Below are 22,283 nucleotides of genomic sequence, written 5' to 3' on the forward strand. Positions count from 1 at the left end.
TCGGCTGCCGCTTGGCGACCGAGTTAGGTTAAGCTAACCTAACTTTCGTGACTGCGACCGCCGGCCTTCTCGCCTCCGACGTGACCATCGCCTACGACGGCGTCGACGTCGTCCACGGCGCCGAACTCCTCCTCCCGCGCGGGCGCGTGACCGCCCTCATCGGCCCGAACGGCAGCGGCAAGTCGACACTCCTCCGCGCGATCGCGCGGCTGAAGGATGCGCGCGGCGGCTCGGTGCTGCTGCCCGGCGCGGCAGACACTGACGCGACGGAGATGGTCGACGCCCTCGCCCTCTCCCGCCCGGAGTTCGCCCGCCGCGTCACTCTGCTCGCCCAGAGCCGTCCGACGCCCGCGGGCTTGAGCGTCCGCGAGGTCGTCGGTTTCGGCCGTCACCCGTACCGCCGTCGCTTCCGCTCGACCGACCCGGAGGGCCGCGCCGCCATCGACCGCGCGCTCGAGCTGACCGGTGTCGCGGCGTTCGCCGACCGCGGTGTCGAGTCGCTCTCCGGCGGCCAGTTGCAGCGCGTGTGGCTCGCGTGCTGCCTCGCACAGGAGACGGATGTACTGCTGCTGGACGAGCCGACGACGTACCTCGACCTGCGCTACCAGGTGGAGATCCTCGACCTCGTCCGCGAGCTGGCGGACCTGCACGGCGTCACCGTCGGCCTCGTACTCCACGACCTCGACCAGGCCGCCGCCGTCTCCGACCGCGTCGTGCTCCTGCGCTCCGGCCGCGTCGTCGCCGCCGGTTCCGCCGCCGAGGTGTACGACCCCGAGCTCCTGACCGACGTCTACGGCATCCGCATCGACGTCGAGACCGATCCGATCTCCGGCGTCCCGCGCACGCGGGCCGTCGGCGCCCACCACCTCCGAACCGAAAGGACCCGATGAACATCCGACGACACCTGCCCGTGGCAGCCCTGGCGGTCGCCGCCGCGATCGCGCTGAGCGGCTGCGGCACGACCGAACCCGCCAGCGGCGAGACGAACGGCGGGGCCGCCCTGACGGTCACCGACGCCCGTGGCGAGAAGGTCCGCCTCGACGGTCCGGCGAAGAAGGTCGTCGGCACCGAGTGGAACGTGGTCGAGATGCTGCTGACCCTCGGCGTCGAACCGGTGGGCGCCGCGGATGTGAAGGGCTACAGCGCCTGGGACACCGCGGAGAAGCTGCCGAAGGGCGTGAAGGACATCGGGACGCGCGGGGAGCCGAGCGTCGACACCGTCGCCGCGCTCAAGCCGGACCTGGTGGTCGCGACGACCGACCTCTCGGACTCCGCCATCGACCAGCTGGAGCGCGTGGCGCCGGTGCTGGTGGTCCGGTCGGCCGACGCCTCCCGCCAGCTGGAGCAGATGACCGACAACGTGAACCTGATCGCGAAGGCGACCGGGACGGAGGACCGCGCGAAGACCGAGCTGGCGTCGTTCGAGACGGCGGTCGCCGACGGCAAGAAGAAGCTCGCCGATGCGGGCCTGTCCGGTGCGAAGGTCGCGTTCGCCGACGGATGGGTGCAGGGCAACAGCGTCTCCGTGCGTCCGTACGCGGCCGGGTCGCTGATCTCGGACGTGAACGAGAAGCTCGGGCTCGCCAACCCGTGGACGCTGAAGGGCGACGAGGCGTACGGCCTCGCCGCGACCGATGTGGAAGGTCTGACCTCCCTCGGAGACGTGCAGTTCGCCTACATCGCGAACGACGTCGACGGCAGCGACCCGTTCCAGGGTGCCCTGAAGGACAACGCCGTGTGGGCCTCCCTCCCGTTCGTCACGGCCGGCGACGTGCACCGCCTGCCCGACGGCATCTGGATGTTCGGAGGCCCCGCGTCGATGAAGCAGTACGTCGCGGCGTTGGTCGACGCCCTCACGAAGTGACACAGGCCGTCGCCGTCCGCCGGGGAGCCGGCGGACGGCTCGCCGTTCTGGCCTGCGCGGCCGCGGTCGCGGTGGTGGCGCTCTCCCTCATCCACCTCTCGCAGGGGACCGCCGTGCTCGGGCCGGACGCCCTCTGGCGTGCTCTGACCGGGGGAGCGGGGGCGGGGGAGTCGGGTGCAGCGCAGGCGGATGCCGTGCTCGCCGCCTCCCGGCTGCCCCGACTCGCGGCCGGGCTCGTGGTCGGCGCGACCCTGGGTGCGGCGGGGGCGGCCCTGCAGTCCGTCTCCCGGAATCCCCTGGCCGCTCCCGACACGCTCGCGGTGAACGCCGGTGCCTATCTGGCGGTCGTCGCCGTCGCCGCCTTCGGCATCTCCCTTCCGGTGCTCCCGGCCGGAGCGATCGCCTTCTGCGGCGGCCTGATCGCGGCCGTCGTCGTGCTCGGGCTGTCGCGTGGGGGAGCCGGCCCGGTCCGGCTGGTTCTGGCGGGTTCCGCGCTGACGCTCGCGCTCAGTGGGGTCAGCGGGATGCTGCTGCTCTTCTACTCGCAGGAGACGACCGGCCTGTTCGCGTGGGGCAACGGGTCGCTCGTGCAGACCGGGATGGACGGGGTGCTGCAGCTCCTGCCGCTCGCCGTCGTCGCATTCGCGGGTCTGCTGGTGCTCTGCCGGCGGCTCGACATCCTCGCCCTGGGTGATGACGGCGCCGTCTCGGTCGGGGTGAACCCGCGCACCACCCGCGCGGTGGTCGTGGTTCTCGCGGTGCTCCTCTCGGCGGTGGCGGTGACCATCGCGGGGCCGATCGCGTTCGTCGGGCTGTGCGCGCCCGCGATCGTGCGGCTGCTGGCGTCGCGGGTGCCCGGGCTGGCGCGCCATCGGGCGTTCCTGCCGGCCTCCGCGGTGGCCGGGATGCTCGTCGTCCTGATCGCCGACGTGCTGCTCCGCGCGGTGTTCGGCGGGCAGGCGGGCGTCGCGGTGCCGACCGGGATCGTGACAACGGTCTTCGGCGCCGGCGTGCTCGTGTACCTGGCCTACCGGTCGCGCGACACGTCGTCGAACACCGCGACGAACGCGGCGGTGAAACTGCGCAGCAGGCGCGCCTTCGTGATCACGCTGGTGGTCTGCTGCGTCGCTCTCGTCGCCGCGCTGGTCGCTGCCGTCCTCCTGGGGGATGCGCGCCTGCTTCTCGGCGACGTCTGGAACGGCATCACCGGCCGCGCCGGACGCGTGGTGTCCTTCGTGCTCGACACGCGCCTCCCGCGGGTCGCCGCGGCACTCCTCGCGGGTGCGGCACTCGCCCTGGCGGGCACGATCGTGCAGGCGGTGTCGCGCAACCCGCTCGCCGAACCCGCCATCCTCGGCGTCGTCGGGGGAGCGGGCGTTGGAGCGATCGCCGTCATCACGGCCGTCCCGCTGGCGAGCTTCTGGCTGGTCGGAGGAGCAGCGCTCGCCGGTGCGGCGGCCGCCGCCCTGCTGGTCTTCGGCCTCGCCGCACGGCGTGGGCTGGAGCAGAACCGTCTCATCCTGATCGGTATCGGCGTCTCCTCCGGCGCGACCGCCCTGACCAGCCTGTTGATCGTGCTGACCGACCCGTTCAACGGAGCGAAAGCCCTGGTGTGGCTGTCCGGCTCGACGTACGGCCGCACGTTCCCGCAGGTGCTGCCGGTGCTGGTGGTGCTGCTGGTCGCGGTGCCGCTGCTGGCCGCGGCCACGCGGGAGCTCGACATCGTCGGACTCGACCCGGACACCCCGCGGGTGCTCGGCGTCCGGCTCGGCCGCGCCCGGCTTGGCCTGCTGGCGATCGCGGTCGCCCTCACCGCCGCGGCCGTGGCGGCGGTCGGCGTGATCGCTTTCGTCGGGCTGGTCGCTCCGCACGCCGCCCGATCGCTGGTCGGACAGCGGCACGCGCGCGTGCTGCCGGTCGCCGCGCTGCTCGGAGCGATCCTCGTCAGCGTCGCCGACACGGTGGGCCGGACGCTGATCGCGCCCGCGCAGATCCCGGTCGGTCTGGTCACCGCCGTGATCGGGGCGCCGTACTTCCTGTGGCTTCTGTGGAGGTCGCGGGCGGAGGCGTGAGCGCCGCTGCGCGAACAGCCGCATGCTTCAGGGGTTCGGCGCTACCGCATCCCACGCCACGGTCAGCTCGCCCAGCCGCCAGCGCGTCCGGCCGCCGGCGACCGGCCAGCCCGCGTCCCGCATCCCCTGTGCCACGGCGATCCACCGCTGGCTCGGGCCGTAGGCGGCGAGGGGCGAGTGGATGCGCCACAGCCGGTCGAGCTCGGCCAGGAAGTCGTGCACGCGCTCGCCCGGAACGTTCCGGTGGATGAGTGCCTTCGGGAGCCGCTCGGCGACGATCGACGGGGCGTCCAGACCACGGAGCCGCAGCGAGACGGTCAGCGTGCGCGGGCCGGCGGTGTCGAGTTCCACCCAGCTGGAGATGCGCCCGATCTCGTCGCAGGTGCCCTCGACCAGGATGCCGCCCGGCTGCAGTCGCGCGCGCATCCGCTCCCAGGCCTCGGCGACATCCGCCTCCCGGTACTGCCGCAGCACGTTGAACGCGCGGATCACCGCGGCACGCCGGCCGTCGGGAAGCGGCACCTCGAAGCCGCCCAGCGCGAACCGGATGCGCGCGTCCGCTGCGAAGCCCGTCCGGCCCTCGCGCACCGCGGCCAGCTGCTCGTTCGCCGTGCGCACCCGTCCCGGTTCGATCTCGAGGCCGACGACCTCCACATCCGGCCGCACCCGGGCAAGACGCTGGTGCAGCTCCAGCGCGGTGACCCCGCTGGCGCCGTAGCCGAGGTCGACGACGACGGGGTCGGAGGTGCGGCGGAGCACCGGCTGCGCGGCGATCCAGCGGTCGACACGGCGCAGCCGGTTCGTGTTCGTCGTGCCACGGGTGACCGTGCCGACCGCACCGGAAGCCATGCCTCCATCCTGGCAGCGGGCCGGTCTCGGCCGCGCTCGCCGGCACCGGCGACGCGATAGATTGGGGGCATGGCCGCTCCCTACACCCTGATCCTCCTGCGCCACGGCAGCAGCGAGTGGAACGAGAAGAACCTGTTCACCGGCTGGGTCGACGTGCGACTCAGCGAGACCGGCGTCGCCGAGGCGAAGCGGGCGGGCGAACTGCTCCGCGACTCCGGGCTCGAGCCCGATGTGCTGCACACGTCCGTCCTGACGCGCGCGATCCAGACCGCGAACTACGCGCTCGACGTCGCCGACCGTCTGTGGATCCCCGTCGAGCGCTCCTGGCGGCTCAACGAGCGTCACTACGGCGCGCTGCAGGGCCTCGACAAGGCCGAGACGCTCGAGAAGTACGGTCCGGAGCAGTTCCAGCTGTGGCGCCGCTCGTTCGACGTGCCGCCGCCGCCCCTCGCCGACGACAGCGAATTCTCGCAGGTCGGCGACCCGCGCTACGCGGGCCTGGGCGACGACCTTCCGCGCACCGAGTGCCTGAAGGACGTCATCGCCCGGATGCTGCCCTACTGGGAGTCGGACATCACGCGCGACCTCGCCGAGGGCAAGACGGTGCTCGTCACCGCGCACGGCAACTCGCTTCGCGCCCTGGTGAAGCACCTCGACGGCATCTCCGACGAGGACATCGCCGGCCTTAACATCCCGACCGGCATCCCGCTCGTCTACAAGCTCGGCGAGGACTTCACGCCGCTCGAGCCGTCGTACTACCTCGACCCGGAGGCAGCGGCCGCCGGTGCCGCCGCGGTCGCCGCGCAGGGCAAGAAGTAGCCACGACCAGCACCTTCGTCGTCGTCGCGTTCCTCCGGGGACGCGGCGACGACGTGTTTCCGGGCTCGTTTCCGGCCACGTTTCCGGCCGGCGACTGGCCGCTGCATGTCACCATCGTGCCGCCGTTCGACACCGAACTCGAAGCGGATGCGGTCGCCGCGCTCATCCCGCGTGTTCCGCCCATCCCGGTCGTCGCGGCAGCCCGCGAGCGGTTCGGCGCCCACCGGACGGTTCCGGTGACGGTGCTGCACGCCTCCGAGCCGCTGCATGCGCTGCACCTCGCGGTGGTGGATGCGCTGGAGACCGCCGGCGCCGTCATCCGCGACCAGCGCCACCTGCGAGACGGCTACCGTCCGCACGTCACCGACCAGTCAGCCGGCCGTCTGCACCCCGGCGAGCACGCCCTCCTCGCGGAGCTCTCCGTCGTGGCCCGCGCTCCGCACTCCACCCGAACCGTCGCCGCGCGCATCCCCCTCGCGCCCCTCCGCCCCTGACTCAAAAGCCCCCCGTCGAGTACGCAAAAACTGCACGTCGACGCGGCGCGTCGCGTGCAGTTTTTGCGTACTCGACGGGGGTACGGAAGCGGTTAGGAGGCGAGCTCGGGTGCCCAGTCGCCGGTGGCGAGGTACTGCACCTTCTTGGCGATCGAGACCGCGTGGTCGGCGAAGCGCTCGTGGTAACGGGAGGCGAGGGTCGCGTCGACCGTGTCGACGGCCTGACCCTTCCACGTCTCGCCGAGCACCTTGTCGAAGACGCTGATGTGCAGCTCGTCGATGTCGTCGTCGTCGTTGCGGATCTCGTCCGCGAGACGGATGTCCTGCGAGCGGAGAAGCTCGGCCAGCTTCTGCGCGATCTGCACGTCGAGACGACCCATTTCGGCGAACGTCGACCGGAGGCTCTTCGGCACGACCTTGTCCGGGAACCGGTACCGGGCCAGCTGCGCGATGTGCTCGGCCATGTCGCCCATCCGCTCGAGCGACGCGCTGATGCGGAGCGCGCTCACGACGATGCGCAGGTCGCGGGCGACCGGCTGCTGCCGGGCGAGGATCTGGATGGACAGCTCGTCGAGCAGCACCGTCAGCTCGTCGATGCGGTGGTCATTCGCGATGACGTCCTCGGCGAGCGTCACATCCGAGTCGTTGAACGCCTGCGTGGCGTTCTGGATGGAGCGGACGACCAGCTCGGCGATCTCGACGAGGCGGTCCTGAACTTCCGCCAGCTCCTGCTGGAAGACTTCGCGCATGGGGTGTGGTCCTTCCTGGCGTGCGCGCGCACGCGGGATGTCGGGGCCTTCTGACCCCGTATTGCATGTTCGCCGTGGCAGGTTAACAAACGGTGCCCCCTGGCTGAACACTGTCTAACGTACCCGCGAAAACACGCGGCCGGTGGCGGGATGCGTCCATGCGCGTGCATCGTGATCACCTACGCTTGGGGCCATGGACTCCACCTGGTTGGTGCTGCTGTCGCTGGGCCTGGGGCTCGCCGTCGGCGCCGGTTTCGTGTGGATCCTGCACATCGCCGCGCGACGCGGCCATCACGCCGCCGAGGTGGTCAACCCGGCGGTGCCGGACGGCGTCGACCAGGTGCTGGACGCGCTCGAGTCCGCCGGCGTCGTGCTCGACCCGTCCAACAACGTCATCAAGGCGTCGCCCGGTGCCCACGCCATCGGCCTGGTCTGGAACGGCGCCCTCGTGCACCCGCACCTCGTCGAGCTGGTGAACCGGGTGCGACGGAGCGGAGAGTCGCTCACCGAGGAGTGCGAGCTGTCGCGCGGACCGTTCGGCGACGCCGGCATCCACCTGAGCGTGCGCGTCGCGCGGCTCGGCTCGCGCTACATCCTGCTTCTCGCGGAAGACCGCACCGAGTCGTTCCGGCTGGATGCGGTGCGCCGCGATTTCGTCGCGAACATCAGCCACGAGCTCAAGACGCCGATCGGAGCCGTCAGCCTGCTCGCCGAGGCGCTCGACGGCGCCTCCGACGACCCGGAGCAGGTGCGCCGCTTCGCCCTGCGGCTGTCGGAGGAGGCGCAGCGCCTCGCCCGCATCACGCAGGACATCATCGAGCTGAGCCGGCTCCAGGCGACGGATGCGCTGGGCAACGCGACCGAGCTGTCCGCCAGCAAGGTCGTCAAGGCCGCCATCGACCAGAACCGTGTGGCCGCGGAGACCCGCAACATCGAGATCGCGATGCGCGGCGACAAGGACGCCCAGGTCATCGGCAACGAGAACCTGCTGGTCACGGCCGTCCACAACCTGATCTCGAACGCCATCCAGTACTCGCCGGACGACTCCCGCATCGGGATCGGCGTGCGCAGCACCGGGGGCGTGGTGGAGATCGCGGTGACCGACCAGGGCGAGGGCATCCCCGAGGAGGACCTCGACCGGGTGTTCGAGCGCTTCTTCCGCGTCGACCAGGCCCGCTCGCGCAACACCGGCGGTACCGGTCTCGGCCTCTCCATCGTCAAGCACGCCGTGCAGAACCACGGCGGCGAGGTGCGCGTCTGGTCGCAGCCCGGCCGCGGTTCCACGTTCACGATCCGGTTGCCCGAGGCATCCAGTGTCCGACCCCCGTTAGGAGACAACCAGTGACATCCATCCTGCTCGTCGAGGACGAGGCCTCGCTCAGCGAGCCGCTCGCGTACCTGCTCAAGCGGGAGGGCTACGAGGTGGAGGTCGCGGAGGACGGCCCGTCCGCGCTGGCCGCGTTCGACCGCGACGGCGCCGACCTCATCCTGCTCGACCTCATGCTCCCGGGCATCCCCGGCACCGAGGTGTGCCGCGAGATCCGCACCCGCTCGAACGTGCCGATCATCATGCTGACCGCCAAGGACTCCGAGGTGGACATCGTGGTCGGGCTGGAGCTCGGCGCCGACGACTACGTCACGAAGCCGTACTCGTCGCGAGAGCTGCTGGCGCGCATCCGTGCCGTGCTCCGCCGCCGCGTCGACGAGGAGGAGCAGCAGGATGACGGCGTGCTCGAGGCCGGAACGGTGCGGATGGATGTGGACCGCCACACGGTCGCCGTGAACGGCGCGGAGATCTCCATGCCGCTGAAGGAATTCGAACTGCTCGAGCTGCTGCTGCGGAACGCCGGACGCGTGCTGACCCGGGGCCAGCTGATCGACCGGGTGTGGGGGAGCGACTACTTCGGCGACACCAAGACACTCGACGTGCACATCAAGCGCATCCGCTCGCGCATCGAGGAGAGCCCCTCGGAGCCGCGGATGCTGGTGACCGTGCGCGGGCTGGGCTACCGCTTCAACGCCTGAGGCGTCTCCCGGCCTGCTCGTCCCGAACACGAAGAAGCCGCCCCACGCGATGCGCGGGGCGGCTTCTGCTGTCTGGGTGCCGGCCGGTGATCAGCCCGCGGCAGGGAGGATGGTCGGCGGCACGAGGCTCGCGTACTCGGGCAGCTGGCCGTCGAGCACGGGGACCTTGAGGTTGACGCCGGTCTGGTCGCCGTACTGGAAGTAGACGGGGAACAGGGCGCCGGGCTTGGTGGTGAACTCCGGGATGAGGACGTTGCCGGTGCCGCCGTTCTCCGGGTCCTGGCCGAGCTGCTTGACCTGACCGGGCTGGACGGTGACGTACGCAGCACTGGAGCTCTGGTCGCCGGCGCTGATGGCGACGCGGTGGCTCTTGGTGTCGGTGTTCACGAGGGTCACGACGAGGTTGCCGACCGTTCCGTCTTTCGCGTCGGTGACGATGATCGCGTTGCGGACGTCGATCGAGCCGACATTCCCGCTCACGCCGTCGCTCGCGTCGTAGTGCTTCGTGGTGGCCTGTGGGGCGATGAAACCGCATCCCGCGGTGCCGAACGCGACGGCCAGGGCGAGGGCGACGGACGCCGCGACTCGAGCTTTCACTGAATGACCCTCCCGGTGATTTTCCCCTGCAACTCTATCCCATCCGGAGGGGTCGTCCGGGGCGTCGGGAGGCGTCAGGGCGAACCTTAGCACGTGCCTCATGTGGTATCCTATTCATTGCTGAAGGGACAACAAATCTATGCTTTTCGAGGTTGGCGAGACCGTCGTCTATCCGCACCACGGTGCCGCAACGATCACCGAAGTCAAGAAGAGAATCATCAAGGGTGAAGAGAAGCTGTACCTCAAGCTCAACGTGACGCAGGGCGACCTGACCATCGAGGTCCCCGCCGAGAACGTCGATCTGGTCGGTGTGCGCGATGTCATCGGCCGCGAGGGTCTCGACCGCGTCTTCGAGGTGCTGCGCGCTCCGTTCACCGAGGAGCCGACCAACTGGTCCCGCCGCTACAAGGCCAACCTGGAGAAGCTCGCTTCCGGCGATGTCATCAAGGTCTCCGAGGTCGTCCGCGACCTGTGGCGTCGCGACCAGGACCGCGGTCTCTCCGCCGGTGAGAAGCGCATGCTCGCCAAGGCCCGCCAGATCCTGATCTCCGAGCTCGCGCTCGCAGAGAAGACCGACGACGAGAAGGCCTCCAGCCTGCTCGACGAGGTGCTGGCCTCCTAGGCGCTCCCGACGAATTCGAAGGCCCCGTCGCTCCGTGCGGCGGGGCCTTCGTCGTGCGCGGAGCGGGCCGCCGGGTACGCTCGACGCGTGGACAGCATCCCCGGACCGCGCGTCGCGGTCGTCGTCGTGGCAGCAGGATCGGGCACGCGCCTGGGCGCCGAGCTCCCGAAGGCTTTCGTGCCATTGCACGGCCTGACGTTGCTCGAGCGGTCGCTCCATGCCGTCCGCGGCATGCAGCACGCGGTCGACCCGATCGTCGTCGCGCCGTCCGACCGTCTCGACGAGGCCGAAGCCCTGGCGCGGCGCGCGATCGGTGGCCCGGTGACCGTCGTGGCCGGCGGTGCGACCCGGCAGTCGTCCGTCGCCGAGGGGCTCGCCGTGGTGGATGCGCGCGCCGACATCGTCCTCGTTCACGACGCCGCCCGGGCGCTCGCGCCGACCGAACTGTTCGATGCGGTGGTGGATGCGGTGGTCGAGCGCGGATACGGCGTGATCCCCGGCCTGCCGGTCAGCGACACGGTAAAGCGCGTCGGTGACGACGGCCAGGTGCACGAGACCGTCGACCGGTCCGCGCTATCGGCCGTGCAGACGCCGCAGGGGTTCCCGCGAGAGCAGCTGCTGACGGCGTACGCGCTGGCCGAGAGCGACGAGACGGACGACGCCGGGCTCGTCGCCGCCGCAGGCTTCCGGGTGGACGTGGTGCCCGGCGACGCGCACGCTTTCAAGGTGACCACGCCGTGGGATCTGCGGCGGGCCGAGGAGCTGCTCGCGGGATCCACGACGCCGAGGATCGGCAGCGGGAGCGACACGCACGCCTTCGACGAAGGTGCGGAACTGTGGCTCGCCGGGCTGTACTGGCCGGGGGAGCCGGGGCTCGCCGGGCACAGCGACGGCGACGCCGTGGCGCACGCGATCGTCGACGCGCTGCTGTCCGCGGCCGGGCTGGGCGACATCGGCGGGGTGTTCGGGACGGGCGATCCGCGGTTCTCGGGCGCCCACGGGGATGTGTTCCTGGCCGAGGCCCGGCGCCTCGTGGAGGAGGCGGGATTCCGGATCGGGAACGTCGCGGTCCAGGTGGTCGGCAACCGGCCGAAGTTCGCGCCACGCAGGCAGGAGGCGCAGGAGCGCCTCTCGGCGATCCTCGGGGCTCCGGTGTCGGTCGGGGCGACCACGACGGACGGGCTCGGCTTCACCGGACGCGGCGAGGGGATCACCGCGCAGGCGACGGCGCTGCTCCTGGGCTGAATCCGTCCACAAGCCGCCACAGCGCGAGGTTTTCCCCAACTCGGTCCTGACGGAGCGACGGCCGGGGCGTGGCCCGTAGGCTTATGCCGTGACTCTTCGGCTCTACGACACCAAGGCGGGCGCTTTGCGCGACTTCGTCCCGTTGCGCGACGGCGAGGTCGGAATGTACGTGTGCGGGCCCACCGTGCAGTCGTCGCCGCATATCGGGCACCTGCGCTCGGCCCTCGTCTACGACCAGCTGCGGCGGTGGCTCAGCTATCGCGGGCTCGACGTCACGCTGGTGCGCAACGTCACGGACATCGACGACAAGATCCTGGTCAACGCGGCGGCCGCGCAGGCTGCAGGGGGCAGCGAGGAGTGGTGGGCGCTCGCCTACCGCTTCGAACTGGAGTTCAGCGACTCGTACCGCGCGATCGGTGTCCAGCCGCCCACCTACGAGCCCCGGGCGACGGCCAGCATCCCTCAGATGCAGGAGATCATCCAACGCCTCATCGACGCCGGTCACGCGTATGCCGCGGCGGACGGCTCAGGAGACGTCTACTTCGATGTGAAGAGCTGGCCGTCCTACGGCGAACTCACCCGGCAGAGCATCGACAACATGGAGGCCGCGGCCGACGCAGATCCGCGCGACAAGCGCGACCCCCGCGATTTCGCTCTGTGGAAAGGCCGGAAGGACGACGAGCCCGCCTCGGCGGCGTTCCCCTCGCCCTGGGGCGACGGGCGCCCCGGCTGGCACATCGAGTGCTCGGCCATGTCGCGCCGCTACCTCGGCCCGCAGTTCGACATCCACGGCGGCGGGCTCGATCTCCGCTTCCCGCACCATGAGAATGAGCTGGCGCAGTCGACGGCGGCGGGGGATGCCTTCGCGAACTACTGGGTGCACAACGGCCTCGTCAACGTGAACGGTCAGAAGATGAGCAAGTCGCTCGGCAACTCGGTCTACGCGGCCGATCTGCTTGGTGCCGCGCGTCCGCTGGTCGTGCGTTACTACCTCGGATCGGCGCACTACCGGTCGACCATCGACTACCACGACGGCTCGCTGAGCGAGGCCGAGGCCGCGCTCGACCGCATCGCCGGGTTCTTCGAGCGCGTGGAGCGGCGGCTGTCCGGAACCAGGTTCGCCGGGCACGGCGTCGAGGTCGTCCCCGACGCCTTCGCCGAGGCGATGGACGACGACCTCGCGGTGCCGCAGGCGCTCGCCGTGCTCCATGACACCGTGCGTTCAGGCAACGCGGCGCTGGATGCGGAAGACTTGGAGGCAGCGGCCACCGCGCGCGGGCATGTTCTCGCGATGACGGAGGTGCTCGGCATCAACCCGCTCTCGCCCCAGTGGCGGAGCGGGGGCTCGACCGCCGCGGACTCCGCGCTCGGCGAGCTCATCGGTCGGCTTCTCGCCGACAGGCAGGCGGCCAGGGCCGCACGCGACTTCGCCGCAGCCGATCGCATCCGCGACGAGCTGGCGGCGGCAGGAATCACCATCGAAGACACCCCGACGGGGTCGCATTGGAGCATCGGATCATGAAGAACTCGGGTGGAAAGCCCCGCGCCGGAGCGGTGCGCAAGAGCAAGAAGGGCGCCCAGGTCGGCACCGGCGGCCACGGCCGCAAGGCGCTGGAGGGCCGCGGCCCGACGCCGAAGGCGGAGGACCGCGACTACCACCCCGCGGGCAAGGCCAAGGCGCTGCGAGAGCGCGCGGCGGCGAAGGCCGCACGGAGCGGGCGCGACACCGCCCCCCGTGGCGCCTCGGGAGCCTCGCGTCGGGCGAAGAGCGGAGACGAGAGCGAGATCGTCACCGGCCGCAACTCGGTGCTCGAGGCCCTGCGGGCCGACATCCCGGCGTCGACCCTCTATGTCGCCGCGCGCGTGGAGTTCGACGACCGCATGAAGGAGATCCTCTCCATCGCGACGGGCCGGGCCATCCCCATCCTCGAGGTCATGCGGCCCGAGCTCGACCGCCTCGCGGGCCGCGACGCGGTGCACCAGGGCGTCGCCCTGAAGGTGCCGCCGTACGAGTACGCGCACCCCGGTGAGCTGCTCGACCGCACCCTCCGTTCGTCGGAGACCCCGCTGTTCGTCGCGCTCGACGGCATCACCGACCCGCGCAACCTCGGGGCGATCATCCGCTCGACGGCGGCCTTCGGCGGCCAGGGCGTGATTGTGCCGCAGCGCCGGTCGGTCGGCATGACCGCCGCGGCCTGGAAGACGTCGGCCGGGGCGGCAGCAGGCACACCCGTCGCGATGGCTCCGAACCTGACGCAGACGCTCAAGGAGTTCAAGAAGGCCGGAGTGTTCGTGCTCGGCCTCGATGGCGGCGGCGACGTCAGCCTCCCGGGCCTCTCGTTCGCCGACCGGCCCGTGGTGATCGTCGTCGGCAGTGAAGGCAAGGGCCTGTCCCGCTTGGTGACCGAGACGTGCGACGCCGTCGTGTCGATCCCGATCTCCGCAGCGACCGAGTCGCTGAACGCCGGCATCGCGGCGAGCGTCACGCTCTACGAGATCGCGAAGCTGCGCGCCGAGGCCCGCGCCGCGAAGTAACGCGCGGCGTCAGACCTTGACGGCGTCAGACCTTCGACGGCGTCAGACCTTCGACCGCCAGTCGTCGTCGTCCTCGTCCTCGTCGTCCGCCGCGGCCCCGCTGCTCAGGACCGGGAGGCTGATGGTCTCGGTCGGCGGGGCGATGACGGTCGCCTCGTCGCGCCGGTGGCGCAGGATGTCGTTGATGTACGAGGTCAGGGCCTCCGCCAGAGGGACATCGCGTCCCTCCTTCTGCGACATGAACCAGCGGTGCTCCAGCAGCTGATGGAACACCTCCGCCGGCTCGAGCTTGCCCTTGAGGTCCGCGGGGATCGAGCGCACGACCGGCTCGAACACGCGCATGAGCCACTCGTGCGCCATGGCCTCCTCGTCGAGCCCCTCCTTGCCCAGGGTGGCCGCGTACGAGTCCAGGTCGTTGAGCAGGCGCCGGGCCTGGTTCTCGCCCGTGTCGAGGCCCGTCAGGCGAAGCAGGCGGCGCTGGTGGTGGCCGGCATCCACGACCTTCGGCTGGATGCGCACCTTCGTGCCCTCGTCCGACGTCTTGATCGCCAGCTCCTCGATGTCGAAGCCCAGCTCGTTCAGCCGCTCCACGCGCTCGCTGATGCGCCAACGCTCCGACGACGAGAACGACTCGCTGCCGGTCAGCTCCTTCCAGAGCTTCCGGTACGCTGCCACGATCCCGTCGGAGAGGCTGATCGGGTCGAGCTCCTCATCCACTCGGCCGCCGGCCTCCAGGTCCATCAGCTCGCCGGCGATGTTGACCCGCGCGATCTCGAGGTCGTTCTCGCGCTGCCCGTTGGAGAGGCCGCCCTCGTACAGCTGGCCGGTCTCCGCATCCACCAGGTAGGCGGCGAACGCGCCGGCGTCACGACGGAACAGGGTGTTGGAGAGCGACACGTCTCCCCAGAAGAAGCCGACGATGTGCAGACGCACCAGCAGCACCGCGAGGGCGTCGACCAGGCGGGTGGCGGTGTCCGGCCGGAGGGTCTGCGAGAACAGGGCGCGGTAGGGGAGCGAGAACTTGAGGTGCCGGGTGACGAGGGCCGCGTTCAGCGGGGTGCCGTTGTCATCGGTCCGGTTCTTGATCACGGCGACGGGATCGACGCACGGCACGTCGAGGCGCTGCAGCGTCCGCAGCATGTCGTACTCGCGCTGCGCCATCTCCGCCGTCGTCTCCTTGATGGCGATGACGTAGCCGGACAGGTTGGCGAACCGCACCAGGTGGCGGCTGATGCCCTTCGGCAGGAGGGCGATGTGCTCGTTCGACCACTCCTCCAGCGGAATGTTCCAGGGGAGGTCGAGAAGCGCCGGGTCGACGGTCGCTGCGGTGATGTTGACGGATCCGGCCACGATGGTCCTCCGGTCGGTGGTGGGGCGGTGCTGGCTGGCGCAAAGCACTCTGCCGCAGCCCGATCCGGACTGCGGCAGAGTGAGGAATCGCTTCTTGGACCTTAGTCGACGACAGCTCCGCCGAGGCGCTCGCCCGACTCCGCGTGGAAGACGTGGACGTGGCCCGGCTTCGGGGTGATGTAGACCGTGTCGCCCGCGTTGGGGTGGATACGGCCGTCGACGCGGCCGACGATGTCGGTGCGCTTGCCGTCGACCTCGGAGTGACCGTACAGGTAGCCGTCCGCGCCGAGCTCCTCGACGAGGTCGACCGTGACCTTGAGGCCGGTGCCCTCGGTGTTCGACACGACGACGTCCTCCGGGCGGACACCGATGGTGACAGCCGAACCGGCGTTGGCGATGGTGTCGCGCTCGACCGGCACGACGGCCGAGCCGAACCTGACGCCGCCGTCGGTGACATCGGCCGTGAACAGGTTCATGGCCGGGCTGCCGATGAAGCCGGCGACGAACACGTTGTTCGGCTGCGCGTACAGGTCGCGCGGGGTGCCGACCTGCTGCAGGACGCCGTCCTTGAGCACCGCGATGCGGTCGCCCATAGTCAGCGCCTCGGTCTGGTCGTGCGTGACGTAGACGGTGGTGACGCCGAGACGGCGGGTCAGCGACGCGATCTGCGTGCGGGTCTGGACGCGGAGCTTGGCGTCGAGGTTCGACAGCGGCTCGTCCATGAGGAACACCTGGGGCGAACGCACGATCGCGCGGCCCATGGCGACGCGCTGACGCTGACCACCGGAGAGCGCCTTCGGCTTGCGGCCGAGGTACGGCTCCAGGTCGAGCAGCTTGGCGGCCTCGAGGACGCGCTGGGCGCGCTCCTCCTTGCCGACACCGGCGATCTTGAGCGCGAAGCCCATGTTCTCGGCGACGGTCATGTGCGGGTACAGCGCGTAGTTCTGGAACACCATCGCGATGTCGCGGTCCTTCGGCGGGACGTCGGTGACGTTGCGCTCGCCGATGAAGATGTTGCCGTCGTTGACCTCTTCGAGGCCCGCGAGCATGCGGAGGGACGTGGACTTGCCGCAACCGGAGGGACCGACGAGCACGAGGAACTCCCCGTCTGCGATCTCCAGGTCCAGTGCGTCCACGGCGGGGCGGGTCGATCCCGGGTAGAGCCGGGTCGCCTTGTCGTAGGTGACTGTCGCCATTTTCTTCTTTTCTCCTTCACCGGCAGGTACGTGCCGGACGATCCGTTGTGAATGGATGAACGTGGCGTCTACGTCCGATGGGCGCCGATGCCACGTGGCCATAATATGGCATCGGCGGACATGCTCATGACCGGAGCCCCACCCGGACGTGCGGATGCTCGCCGCAAGCGCAGTAACCCGCGCGTTTCCGCTGTACCCGCGCGTCCAGCCACCGTCTGGTCGATTCCCAGACAGCCGGTTTACGCTTTCCCGGTTGTGTGCGCCGGAGGTGCGCCACCCGCCGCGTCCCCCGCGCGGCCCGTTCGACCCGAGAGCAGTATTCGGAAGATATGAGCCCTATGACCGATCCCGACGACAGTCGCAACAGCGACGTCCGCGCGGCTGCGCGGGAGAAAGCACGACAGCTCCGCACCACGCAGCAGCGCAGGGACCGCCGGAACCGGCTGCTGCTGTCCGGCGGCATCGTCCTCGGAGTCCTCGCGGTCGTGGCCATCGTCGCCGTCGTGATCGTCGGCGCCATCCGTCCGACCGTCCCCGGTCCCAAGAACATGGCCAGCGACGGCGTCGTCGTCGGCTCCGGACTCAAGGTCAAGACGACGACCGCTCTCGCCGCCGACGCGAAGCCGGTCGCGAGCACGCCGGACCCGGCGGGCAGCACGGTCGACATCCGCATCTACGCCGACTACCTCTGCAAGCTGTGCGGCGACTTCCAGCGCACGAACCTCGAGCAGCTCGAGCCGCTGGTGAAGAACGGCGCGGTGACCGTCGAGATGCACCCGGTCGCGATCTACACCAGCCACTCCGCGGGCACGAAGTACTCGCTGCGCGCGGCCAACGCCGCCGCCTGCGTGGCCAATTACGACCCCAACGCCTTCTGGAAGTTCAACGCATCGCTGTTCGAGAAGCAGCCGGCGGAGGGCGGCCCCGGCCTCAGCGACGACACCCTGAAGAAGCGCGTGGATGCGGCGGGCGCGACCCGCACGAGCGAGATCGACTCCTGCATCGACGAAGGACGCTTCAAGACGTGGGTGACCACGGCGAGTGATCGGGCGCTCAGTGGCCCCATCCCGAACTCGGACGTCAAGAAGATGACGAACGCCCTGCTGGTGCTGGTGAACGGCAAGCCGTACACCGGGTCGCTGACGAGCGCGGACGACTTCAAGGCCTTCGTGCTGCAGGCGCAGGGCGACGAGTACTCGTCGACGGCGACGCCGACGCCCACCCCGTCTCCCTGATCCGGCGCGTCCGCCCGCTGCCCTAGGATGGGGTCGGCGGGAGACCGCCACCGCCGGCTTAGCTCAGTTGGTAGAGCACTCGCCTTGTAAGCGAGCGGTCGCGGGTTCGAGTCCCGCAGCCGGCTCCGTCGCGTCATATTCCGGGGCCATCGGACGTCTCTTGCAGGTGTGACCGATGACATCCGCACCGAGCTCCCGACCGCCCTCTCCTCCCGTGAGCACTACGTTCTGGGCGTGCCCGAGCGCGCGCAGCGCCTGGAGGCCGACACCGTGGCCGCAATCGCGGCAGCCGTGGTCGGCGTTGTGTGCGTGCTGGCGTCCGCCGTCGGTGTGATCGCGCTGTTCGTCGCCCCGCTCGGGGCGGGCGCTGTCGTTCTGTCGTCCGTGGCGGCCGGCGCGGTCGCGACGACCCTCCTCGCGGGCGGCGTCTGGGCCTGGTTCACCGATCGGCGCGGCCACGGCGTGTGAGTCGTCCGCGGGTAGCAAGACGAGCCGCCGCGCGCCCAGCCGGCGGGTTCAGTCGGCGCGCGCGGTGCCCGTCGCAGCGAGCAGCAGCCGGTCGAGGGCGTCCGTCGGCGTCGTGGCGTAGCGGATCGCCACATCCCACACCCGCTCGTAGGCGGCCTCGCTGACGGCGAGCGACCGCGGGTCGCTGCGCTCCCACGACGGCTCACGAACCGGGAGGCGCAGCAGCCGCTCCCGGAGCAGGAACGCGATGTTGTCGGCGGGCGCGATGCCGCGCTGGCCGTCGCGGATCGACATGACGAGGTCGCCGATGGTCGTCGCGTGCCGCACCTGGGCGATGGTCATCCCCGCGAACCGGGCGAACTCGTCGACCGTCAGCAGGTCGGGGAGCTTCGCCGCGTACTCCTGCGCGATGGCGCCGCGGAGCTGCATCCACGCGGCCCTCCGCTGCTCGACGCTGCCGGAGGTGCGCTCCGTCGTTGTGATGTCGGCCATTCTGTTTCCCCCGATCCTTGGGCGTATCGACGATGCCGTCCTACCCATAAGGGACGAGGTGTGCCGCGTCCGCATGACGCGGCGCACAGGACCCGTTCAGGTCCGGTCGCGCAGCCGGGGCTCTGCAGACGTGCGTCAGGCCGTCTCGCCCGCGTCCGTCCGCCGCCGCAGCTCTTCCTCGAGCCGCCGGATGCGCTGGTCGCGTTCGGCCTCCGCGATCTCGCGCTCGAGTGCGGCGAGCTGCGCCTCCGTGCTGCTCGGTGCGAGGTCTCGCCCCGGGGCCGATCCTGTCGGCTCGACGTGGACCGCCGGCATCCGGAGCGTCCGCCGGGGACGGGAGGACGCCGCGTACTCGCGGCCGACCGCGAACCACAGGATGCTGCCGACCAGGGGCAGCAGGATCACGATGAACACCCACGCCAGCTTCGGCAGGTGCCGCACCTGGTCGCTCGGTCGCAGGATGATATCCACCAGGGCGAACACGAACAGCGTCATGACGAGCAGCGGGATGACGAGCATGCCGCCGAGTCTAGAGGGAACGCTCAGCCGAAAGTCAGGACCTGCTCGCCCCAGCCGGCACGCAGGCGGGCGTCGAGGTCGGGCACCACCCGGTCGGTCGCGCCGATGACGAGCGTCGCACGGTAGTGCGGCTCGTACGCAGGCCAGTCTGGGCCCGGCAGCCCCGTACGGGCGAAGTCCGCCCAGCGCCGGCGCATCCGCTCGGAGACCGCTTCGGCGGTCCGTCGGCCACCGAGCAGGAAGGACGGGTCGCGGGGAAGCGCGTCGAACTCGCCCCAGACGTACGGCAGGTCCGTCGCATGTGACGCCCCGACGCCGGTGATCCGGAGCAGGGGAGGCGCGAAGTCGAACCGGTAGAGGTGGGTGGGGGCGACGGCGCTGTGCCCTGCGGCGACCCAGAGGGCGGGCATCCGGAACGCGATGTCGGTGGCGACGCGGACGCCGCGTGCGGGACGCCGGCGGCCGTAGACCGAGAGCACCCGCTCGCGCTCGGGGAGGGATGCGCCGCCGCGCTGCTGCTCGGAGCGCATGGCGTCGAACATCCGGCGCAGCGCGGTCCGACGGATCGGGAGCAGCGGTGACCGCATCAGGCGGAACAGTGTCGCCTCGTCGTGGGTACTTCCGATGAGGAGCGGGACGGGCATTCCGCGTCCATCGCTGAGCACACGGATCGGCGCCTCGGGCAGCAGATCGTCGCCGACGACCGGGGCGAAGGCGAGCATCCCGGGATGTTCGCGCGGAATCTCCGTGTACACCGCTGCGCCCGCATCCACGATCGCCTCGACCGGGACCCCGCGGAGGGCGCCGGGCGTCCGCGCGCCGGGGCCGAGCCGTTCGACGAACGCCCTGGCCACAGTCGCAGCGCGCTCCGGCCCGTACATCGACCCGGCGGGCGGGCTCTGCGCGATGGCCCGGTGGAACAGGCCGGCCGCCGCCGGAGAAGCGAGCAATGCGGTGACAAGGCCGGCGCCCGCGCTCTGGCCGAACACGGTCACCGAGTCCGGGTCGCCGCCGAACGCATGGATGTTGTCGCGCACCCAGCGGAGCGCGAGCAGCACATCCCGCAACGCGACATTCGTCTCCGCGTCGTCCACCCCGACGCTGCGGACGTCGAGGAAGCCGAGCGCGCCGAGGCGGTGGTTCAGGGTGACGAGCACGACATCGCCGTCCGGCACGAACCGGTCGCCGCGGTAGATGCGCTGACTGGATGCGCCCAGCGCGTACGCCCCGCCCTGCAGCCAGACCATCACCGGGCGGAGACCGCCGGACAGCGGCTCGTGGGACGGCCGGATGACGTTGAGGAACAGGCAGTCCTCATCCATCCACGTTTCGCCGGGCGGCCCGAGGGGCACCGCCGGGTTGGGGCGCTGCGGCGCCGCCGGCCCGAAGGCGACAGCATCCACGACGCCGCTCCATGGGGCAGCGGGCGCGGGCGCGCGCCAGCGGAGCCGGCCGGTCGGCGGCTCGCCGTAGCGGATGCCGCGCCACGTGGACACACGGCCGTCGTCGCGTCCGCGGACCGCGCCCACGGACGTGACGACGACCGGCCGACCGTTCACGCCGGGGCGGTCTCGTCCCATTGCATGAACGGGCGCAGCTCGAGCTGGCCGTTGCGTGCCATCGGATGCCGCGAGGCGATCTCGATGGCCTCGTCCAGGTCCTCGACCTCGAGGATGTCGAATCCGCAGATCCACTCCTTGGTCTCGGCGAAGGGGCCGTCGGTGACGTAGCGCTTCCCGTCGCGGACGCGGACGACCCGCGATTCGGTCGGAGCCTGCAGCACCTCGCCGATGACGCGCTTGCCGCTGGCATCCAGTTCGTTCACCCAGATGTCGACATCGGACTCGTCCGACACGGTGTCCCGCTGGGAGTCGGTGACCACGAACATCACGTACTTCATCGTTCTTCCTCTCGATCGCGAACGCTTTCATACCGGACGTCGAACGAGACGGCCCCTGCTCGACATTCTGGCCCGGGACTTCCCGATCGCGAAGGAATCGGGGCGGGGGATCGGGCGCGGCGGTCTCAGCGGATCGCCAGGAGGCACGAGAGGAAGTTAGTGTAGCCTTACCTTAGTCCCGCCCCCTGCTTCGGAAGGCCGCCGTGACCATCCTCGCCCCCACCCGCACCGAGCGCCCCCGCCCCGCGTACCGGCCCTACCGCGCGGCCGTCGAGCGGATCCAGCGGCTCAGCCCGCACTTCACGCGCGTCACCTTCCGGTGCGACGACTTCACGCACTTCGGGACCGAGTGCCTCGACCAGCGGATCAAGCTCCTCTTCCCGCTCGCGGACGGCTCGTACTCCGACCTCGGCATCGACGACGAGGAGGCCCACTTCGCGGGCGACTGGTACGAGCGCTGGCGCGCGCTCCCGGACCACCTCCGCAACCCGTTCCGCACCTACACCGTGCGGGCGATCGACACCGATGGCTGCCGGCTCGACGTCGACTTCGTCGTCCACGCGGACGGCGGCCCCGCGTCCCGCTGGCTGCTCGGCGCGGCCCCCGGCGACGAGATCGTCGTGATCGGACCGGATGCGCGCAGCGAGCACCGCGGCGTCGGCATCGACTGGCGCCCGGGCGAGGCGCGCGAGCTGCTGCTCGTCGGTGACGAGACCGCTGCGCCGGCCATCGCATCCATCCTCGAAGCGCTGCCCGGCGGGTGCCGCGCGCGGGCGTTCATCGAGGTGCCGTCGGCGGAGGACGCTCTCGAGCTCCGGTTGCCGGCTCACGCCTCCGTCGCCTGGCTGCCGCGCGGCGACGCGGTGACGGGAACCGAACTCGTGCCGGCCGTCCAGGGCTGGATCGCCGAGAACCCGCACGTCGTCGCGGCGGCGTCGGCGACCGCGTCGCAGAACCTCGACGAGGTGGATGTGGACCGCGACATCCTCTGGGAGACCCCGGAGGACACGCATCCTGGCTTCTACGCCTGGATCGCGGGGGAGTCGGCGGCCGTCAAGACGCTGCGCCGCCTGCTCGTCCGGGACAACGGCATCGACCGCTCCCGCGTCGCCTTCATGGGCTACTGGCGCCTCGGCCGCTCCGAGAACTGACCCTCGCGCCCTTTCCGCCCCCCGTCGACTCCGCACAAACTGCACGCCGCGCACCTCCGCCGCGTGCAAAGTTTGCGGACTCGACGGTGGGGGAATCGGAG

At 70.7% G+C, this 22,283-nt stretch carries 23 protein-coding genes and 1 tRNA gene; 15 read left to right on the top strand and 9 right to left on the bottom strand.

What is annotated here, in order from left to right:
- Positions 1-47 precede the first annotated feature (47 nt).
- Genes H284_RS0116070 through H284_RS0116080 form a run of 3 tightly spaced genes read left to right on the top strand, consistent with a single transcriptional unit; the run spans position 48 to position 3,936 of the window.
- Positions 48-890, top strand: a complete 843-nt coding sequence (locus tag H284_RS0116070) for an ABC transporter ATP-binding protein (protein ID WP_020077039.1) — start codon at positions 48-50, stop codon at positions 888-890.
- The gene (locus H284_RS0116075) at positions 887-1,864 is read left to right on the top strand and encodes an ABC transporter substrate-binding protein (RefSeq protein WP_020077040.1); all 978 of its coding nucleotides are present in this window, start codon (positions 887-889) and stop codon (positions 1,862-1,864) included. Before H284_RS0116070 ends, H284_RS0116075 begins: the two co-directional genes overlap by 4 nt.
- A complete protein-coding gene (locus H284_RS0116080; protein ID WP_020077041.1) occupies positions 1,861-3,936 on the top strand; it encodes an iron ABC transporter permease in 2,076 nt (691 codons plus the stop codon). The genes H284_RS0116075 and H284_RS0116080 overlap by 4 nt, the downstream gene beginning before the upstream one ends.
- Before the next feature lie 27 nt (positions 3,937-3,963).
- On the opposite strand, the gene H284_RS0116085 is transcribed toward H284_RS0116080, so the two are convergent.
- Positions 3,964-4,785: a class I SAM-dependent methyltransferase gene (locus tag H284_RS0116085; RefSeq protein WP_020077042.1), complete on the bottom strand. Its 822-nt coding sequence runs from the start codon at positions 4,783-4,785 to the stop codon at positions 3,964-3,966.
- A gap of 69 nt (positions 4,786-4,854) precedes the next feature.
- Here H284_RS0116085 and H284_RS0116090 point away from each other — a divergent pair, with 69 nt between their 5' ends.
- Together H284_RS0116090 and H284_RS0116095 are read left to right on the top strand one after the other, a co-directional pair.
- A complete protein-coding gene (locus H284_RS0116090; RefSeq protein WP_018191805.1) occupies positions 4,855-5,604 on the top strand; it encodes a phosphoglyceromutase in 750 nt (249 codons plus the stop codon).
- A gap of 53 nt (positions 5,605-5,657) precedes the next feature.
- Positions 5,658-6,098, top strand: coding sequence for a 2'-5' RNA ligase family protein (locus H284_RS0116095; protein ID WP_020077043.1), 441 nt, complete (start codon positions 5,658-5,660; stop codon positions 6,096-6,098).
- A gap of 92 nt (positions 6,099-6,190) precedes the next feature.
- On the opposite strand, the gene phoU is transcribed toward H284_RS0116095, so the two are convergent.
- Positions 6,191-6,847 (bottom strand): phosphate signaling complex protein PhoU, encoded by a 657-nt coding sequence (gene phoU / locus H284_RS0116100; RefSeq protein ID WP_020077044.1) that lies wholly within the window; start codon positions 6,845-6,847, stop codon positions 6,191-6,193.
- A 193-nt stretch (positions 6,848-7,040) separates the two neighbouring features.
- On the opposite strand from phoU, the gene H284_RS0116105 reads away from it, so the two are divergent.
- Positions 7,041-8,192, top strand: coding sequence for a sensor histidine kinase (locus tag H284_RS0116105; RefSeq protein ID WP_020077045.1), 1,152 nt, complete (start codon positions 7,041-7,043; stop codon positions 8,190-8,192).
- Entirely contained in the window at positions 8,189-8,872 is a 684-nt protein-coding gene (locus H284_RS0116110) for a response regulator (protein WP_018191801.1), read from the top strand. The genes H284_RS0116105 and H284_RS0116110 overlap by 4 nt, the downstream gene beginning before the upstream one ends.
- A gap of 90 nt (positions 8,873-8,962) precedes the next feature.
- On the opposite strand, the gene H284_RS0116115 is transcribed toward H284_RS0116110, so the two are convergent.
- Complete coding sequence (locus H284_RS0116115) at positions 8,963-9,469, bottom strand: hypothetical protein (protein WP_018191800.1); 507 nt, start codon at positions 9,467-9,469, stop codon at positions 8,963-8,965.
- Between the two features lie 139 nt (positions 9,470-9,608).
- Between H284_RS0116115 and H284_RS0116120 the strand changes: the two genes are divergently transcribed.
- The 4 genes from H284_RS0116120 to rlmB all read left to right on the top strand — a co-directional run bounded on the left by H284_RS0116120 (position 9,609) and on the right by rlmB (position 13,871).
- Positions 9,609-10,091, top strand: a complete 483-nt coding sequence (locus tag H284_RS0116120; RefSeq protein ID WP_018191799.1) for a CarD family transcriptional regulator — start codon at positions 9,609-9,611, stop codon at positions 10,089-10,091.
- Positions 10,092-10,178: 87 nt separating this feature from the next.
- Positions 10,179-11,336, top strand: a complete 1,158-nt coding sequence (locus H284_RS0116125) for a bifunctional 2-C-methyl-D-erythritol 4-phosphate cytidylyltransferase/2-C-methyl-D-erythritol 2,4-cyclodiphosphate synthase (protein ID WP_020077046.1) — start codon at positions 10,179-10,181, stop codon at positions 11,334-11,336.
- A gap of 88 nt (positions 11,337-11,424) precedes the next feature.
- Complete coding sequence (cysS, locus tag H284_RS0116130) at positions 11,425-12,858, top strand: cysteine--tRNA ligase (protein ID WP_020077047.1); 1,434 nt, start codon at positions 11,425-11,427, stop codon at positions 12,856-12,858.
- Entirely contained in the window at positions 12,855-13,871 is a 1,017-nt protein-coding gene (gene rlmB, locus H284_RS0116135; protein ID WP_020077048.1) for a 23S rRNA (guanosine(2251)-2'-O)-methyltransferase RlmB, read from the top strand. Before cysS ends, rlmB begins: the two co-directional genes overlap by 4 nt.
- A 42-nt stretch (positions 13,872-13,913) precedes the next feature.
- On the opposite strand, the gene H284_RS0116140 is transcribed toward rlmB, so the two are convergent.
- Positions 13,914-15,221, bottom strand: a complete 1,308-nt coding sequence (locus tag H284_RS0116140) for a DUF4032 domain-containing protein (protein WP_018191795.1) — start codon at positions 15,219-15,221, stop codon at positions 13,914-13,916.
- A gap of 101 nt (positions 15,222-15,322) precedes the next feature.
- The gene (locus H284_RS0116145; RefSeq protein WP_020077049.1) at positions 15,323-16,417 is read right to left on the bottom strand and encodes an ABC transporter ATP-binding protein; all 1,095 of its coding nucleotides are present in this window, start codon (positions 16,415-16,417) and stop codon (positions 15,323-15,325) included.
- A 338-nt stretch (positions 16,418-16,755) separates the two neighbouring features.
- On the opposite strand from H284_RS0116145, the gene H284_RS0116150 reads away from it, so the two are divergent.
- The 3 genes from H284_RS0116150 (at position 16,756) to H284_RS0116160 (ending at position 18,120) form a co-directional block, all read left to right on the top strand.
- A complete protein-coding gene (locus H284_RS0116150) occupies positions 16,756-17,652 on the top strand; it encodes a DsbA family protein (protein ID WP_020077050.1) in 897 nt (298 codons plus the stop codon).
- 52 nt (positions 17,653-17,704) lie between these two features.
- A tRNA-Thr gene (locus tag H284_RS0116155) sits at positions 17,705-17,777 on the top strand.
- Between the two features lie 43 nt (positions 17,778-17,820).
- A complete protein-coding gene (locus H284_RS0116160) occupies positions 17,821-18,120 on the top strand; it encodes a hypothetical protein (RefSeq protein ID WP_020077051.1) in 300 nt (99 codons plus the stop codon).
- A gap of 48 nt (positions 18,121-18,168) precedes the next feature.
- On the opposite strand, the gene H284_RS0116165 is transcribed toward H284_RS0116160, so the two are convergent.
- The 4 genes from H284_RS0116165 to H284_RS0116180 all read right to left on the bottom strand — a co-directional run bounded on the left by H284_RS0116165 (position 18,169) and on the right by H284_RS0116180 (position 21,031).
- Complete coding sequence (locus H284_RS0116165) at positions 18,169-18,612, bottom strand: hypothetical protein (RefSeq protein ID WP_020077052.1); 444 nt, start codon at positions 18,610-18,612, stop codon at positions 18,169-18,171.
- Positions 18,613-18,747: 135 nt separating this feature from the next.
- Positions 18,748-19,131 (bottom strand): PLD nuclease N-terminal domain-containing protein, encoded by a 384-nt coding sequence (locus H284_RS0116170; RefSeq protein WP_020077053.1) that lies wholly within the window; start codon positions 19,129-19,131, stop codon positions 18,748-18,750.
- Between the two features lie 23 nt (positions 19,132-19,154).
- Positions 19,155-20,711 carry a carboxylesterase/lipase family protein gene (locus H284_RS0116175; protein ID WP_051092482.1) on the bottom strand — a complete coding sequence of 519 codons (1,557 nt, stop codon included), beginning with the start codon at positions 20,709-20,711 and terminating at the stop codon, positions 19,155-19,157.
- Positions 20,687-21,031 (bottom strand): YciI family protein, encoded by a 345-nt coding sequence (locus H284_RS0116180; RefSeq protein WP_020077055.1) that lies wholly within the window; start codon positions 21,029-21,031, stop codon positions 20,687-20,689. Before H284_RS0116180 ends, H284_RS0116175 begins: the two co-directional genes overlap by 25 nt.
- Positions 21,032-21,234: 203 nt before the next feature.
- Here H284_RS0116180 and H284_RS0116185 point away from each other — a divergent pair, with 203 nt between their 5' ends.
- The gene (locus H284_RS0116185; RefSeq protein WP_020077056.1) at positions 21,235-22,182 is read left to right on the top strand and encodes a siderophore-interacting protein; all 948 of its coding nucleotides are present in this window, start codon (positions 21,235-21,237) and stop codon (positions 22,180-22,182) included.
- Positions 22,183-22,283 lie beyond the last annotated feature (101 nt).

The sequence above is a fragment of the Cryocola sp. 340MFSha3.1 genome (assembly GCF_000383315.1).
Taxonomy (GTDB): Bacteria; Actinomycetota; Actinomycetes; order Actinomycetales; family Microbacteriaceae; genus Leifsonia.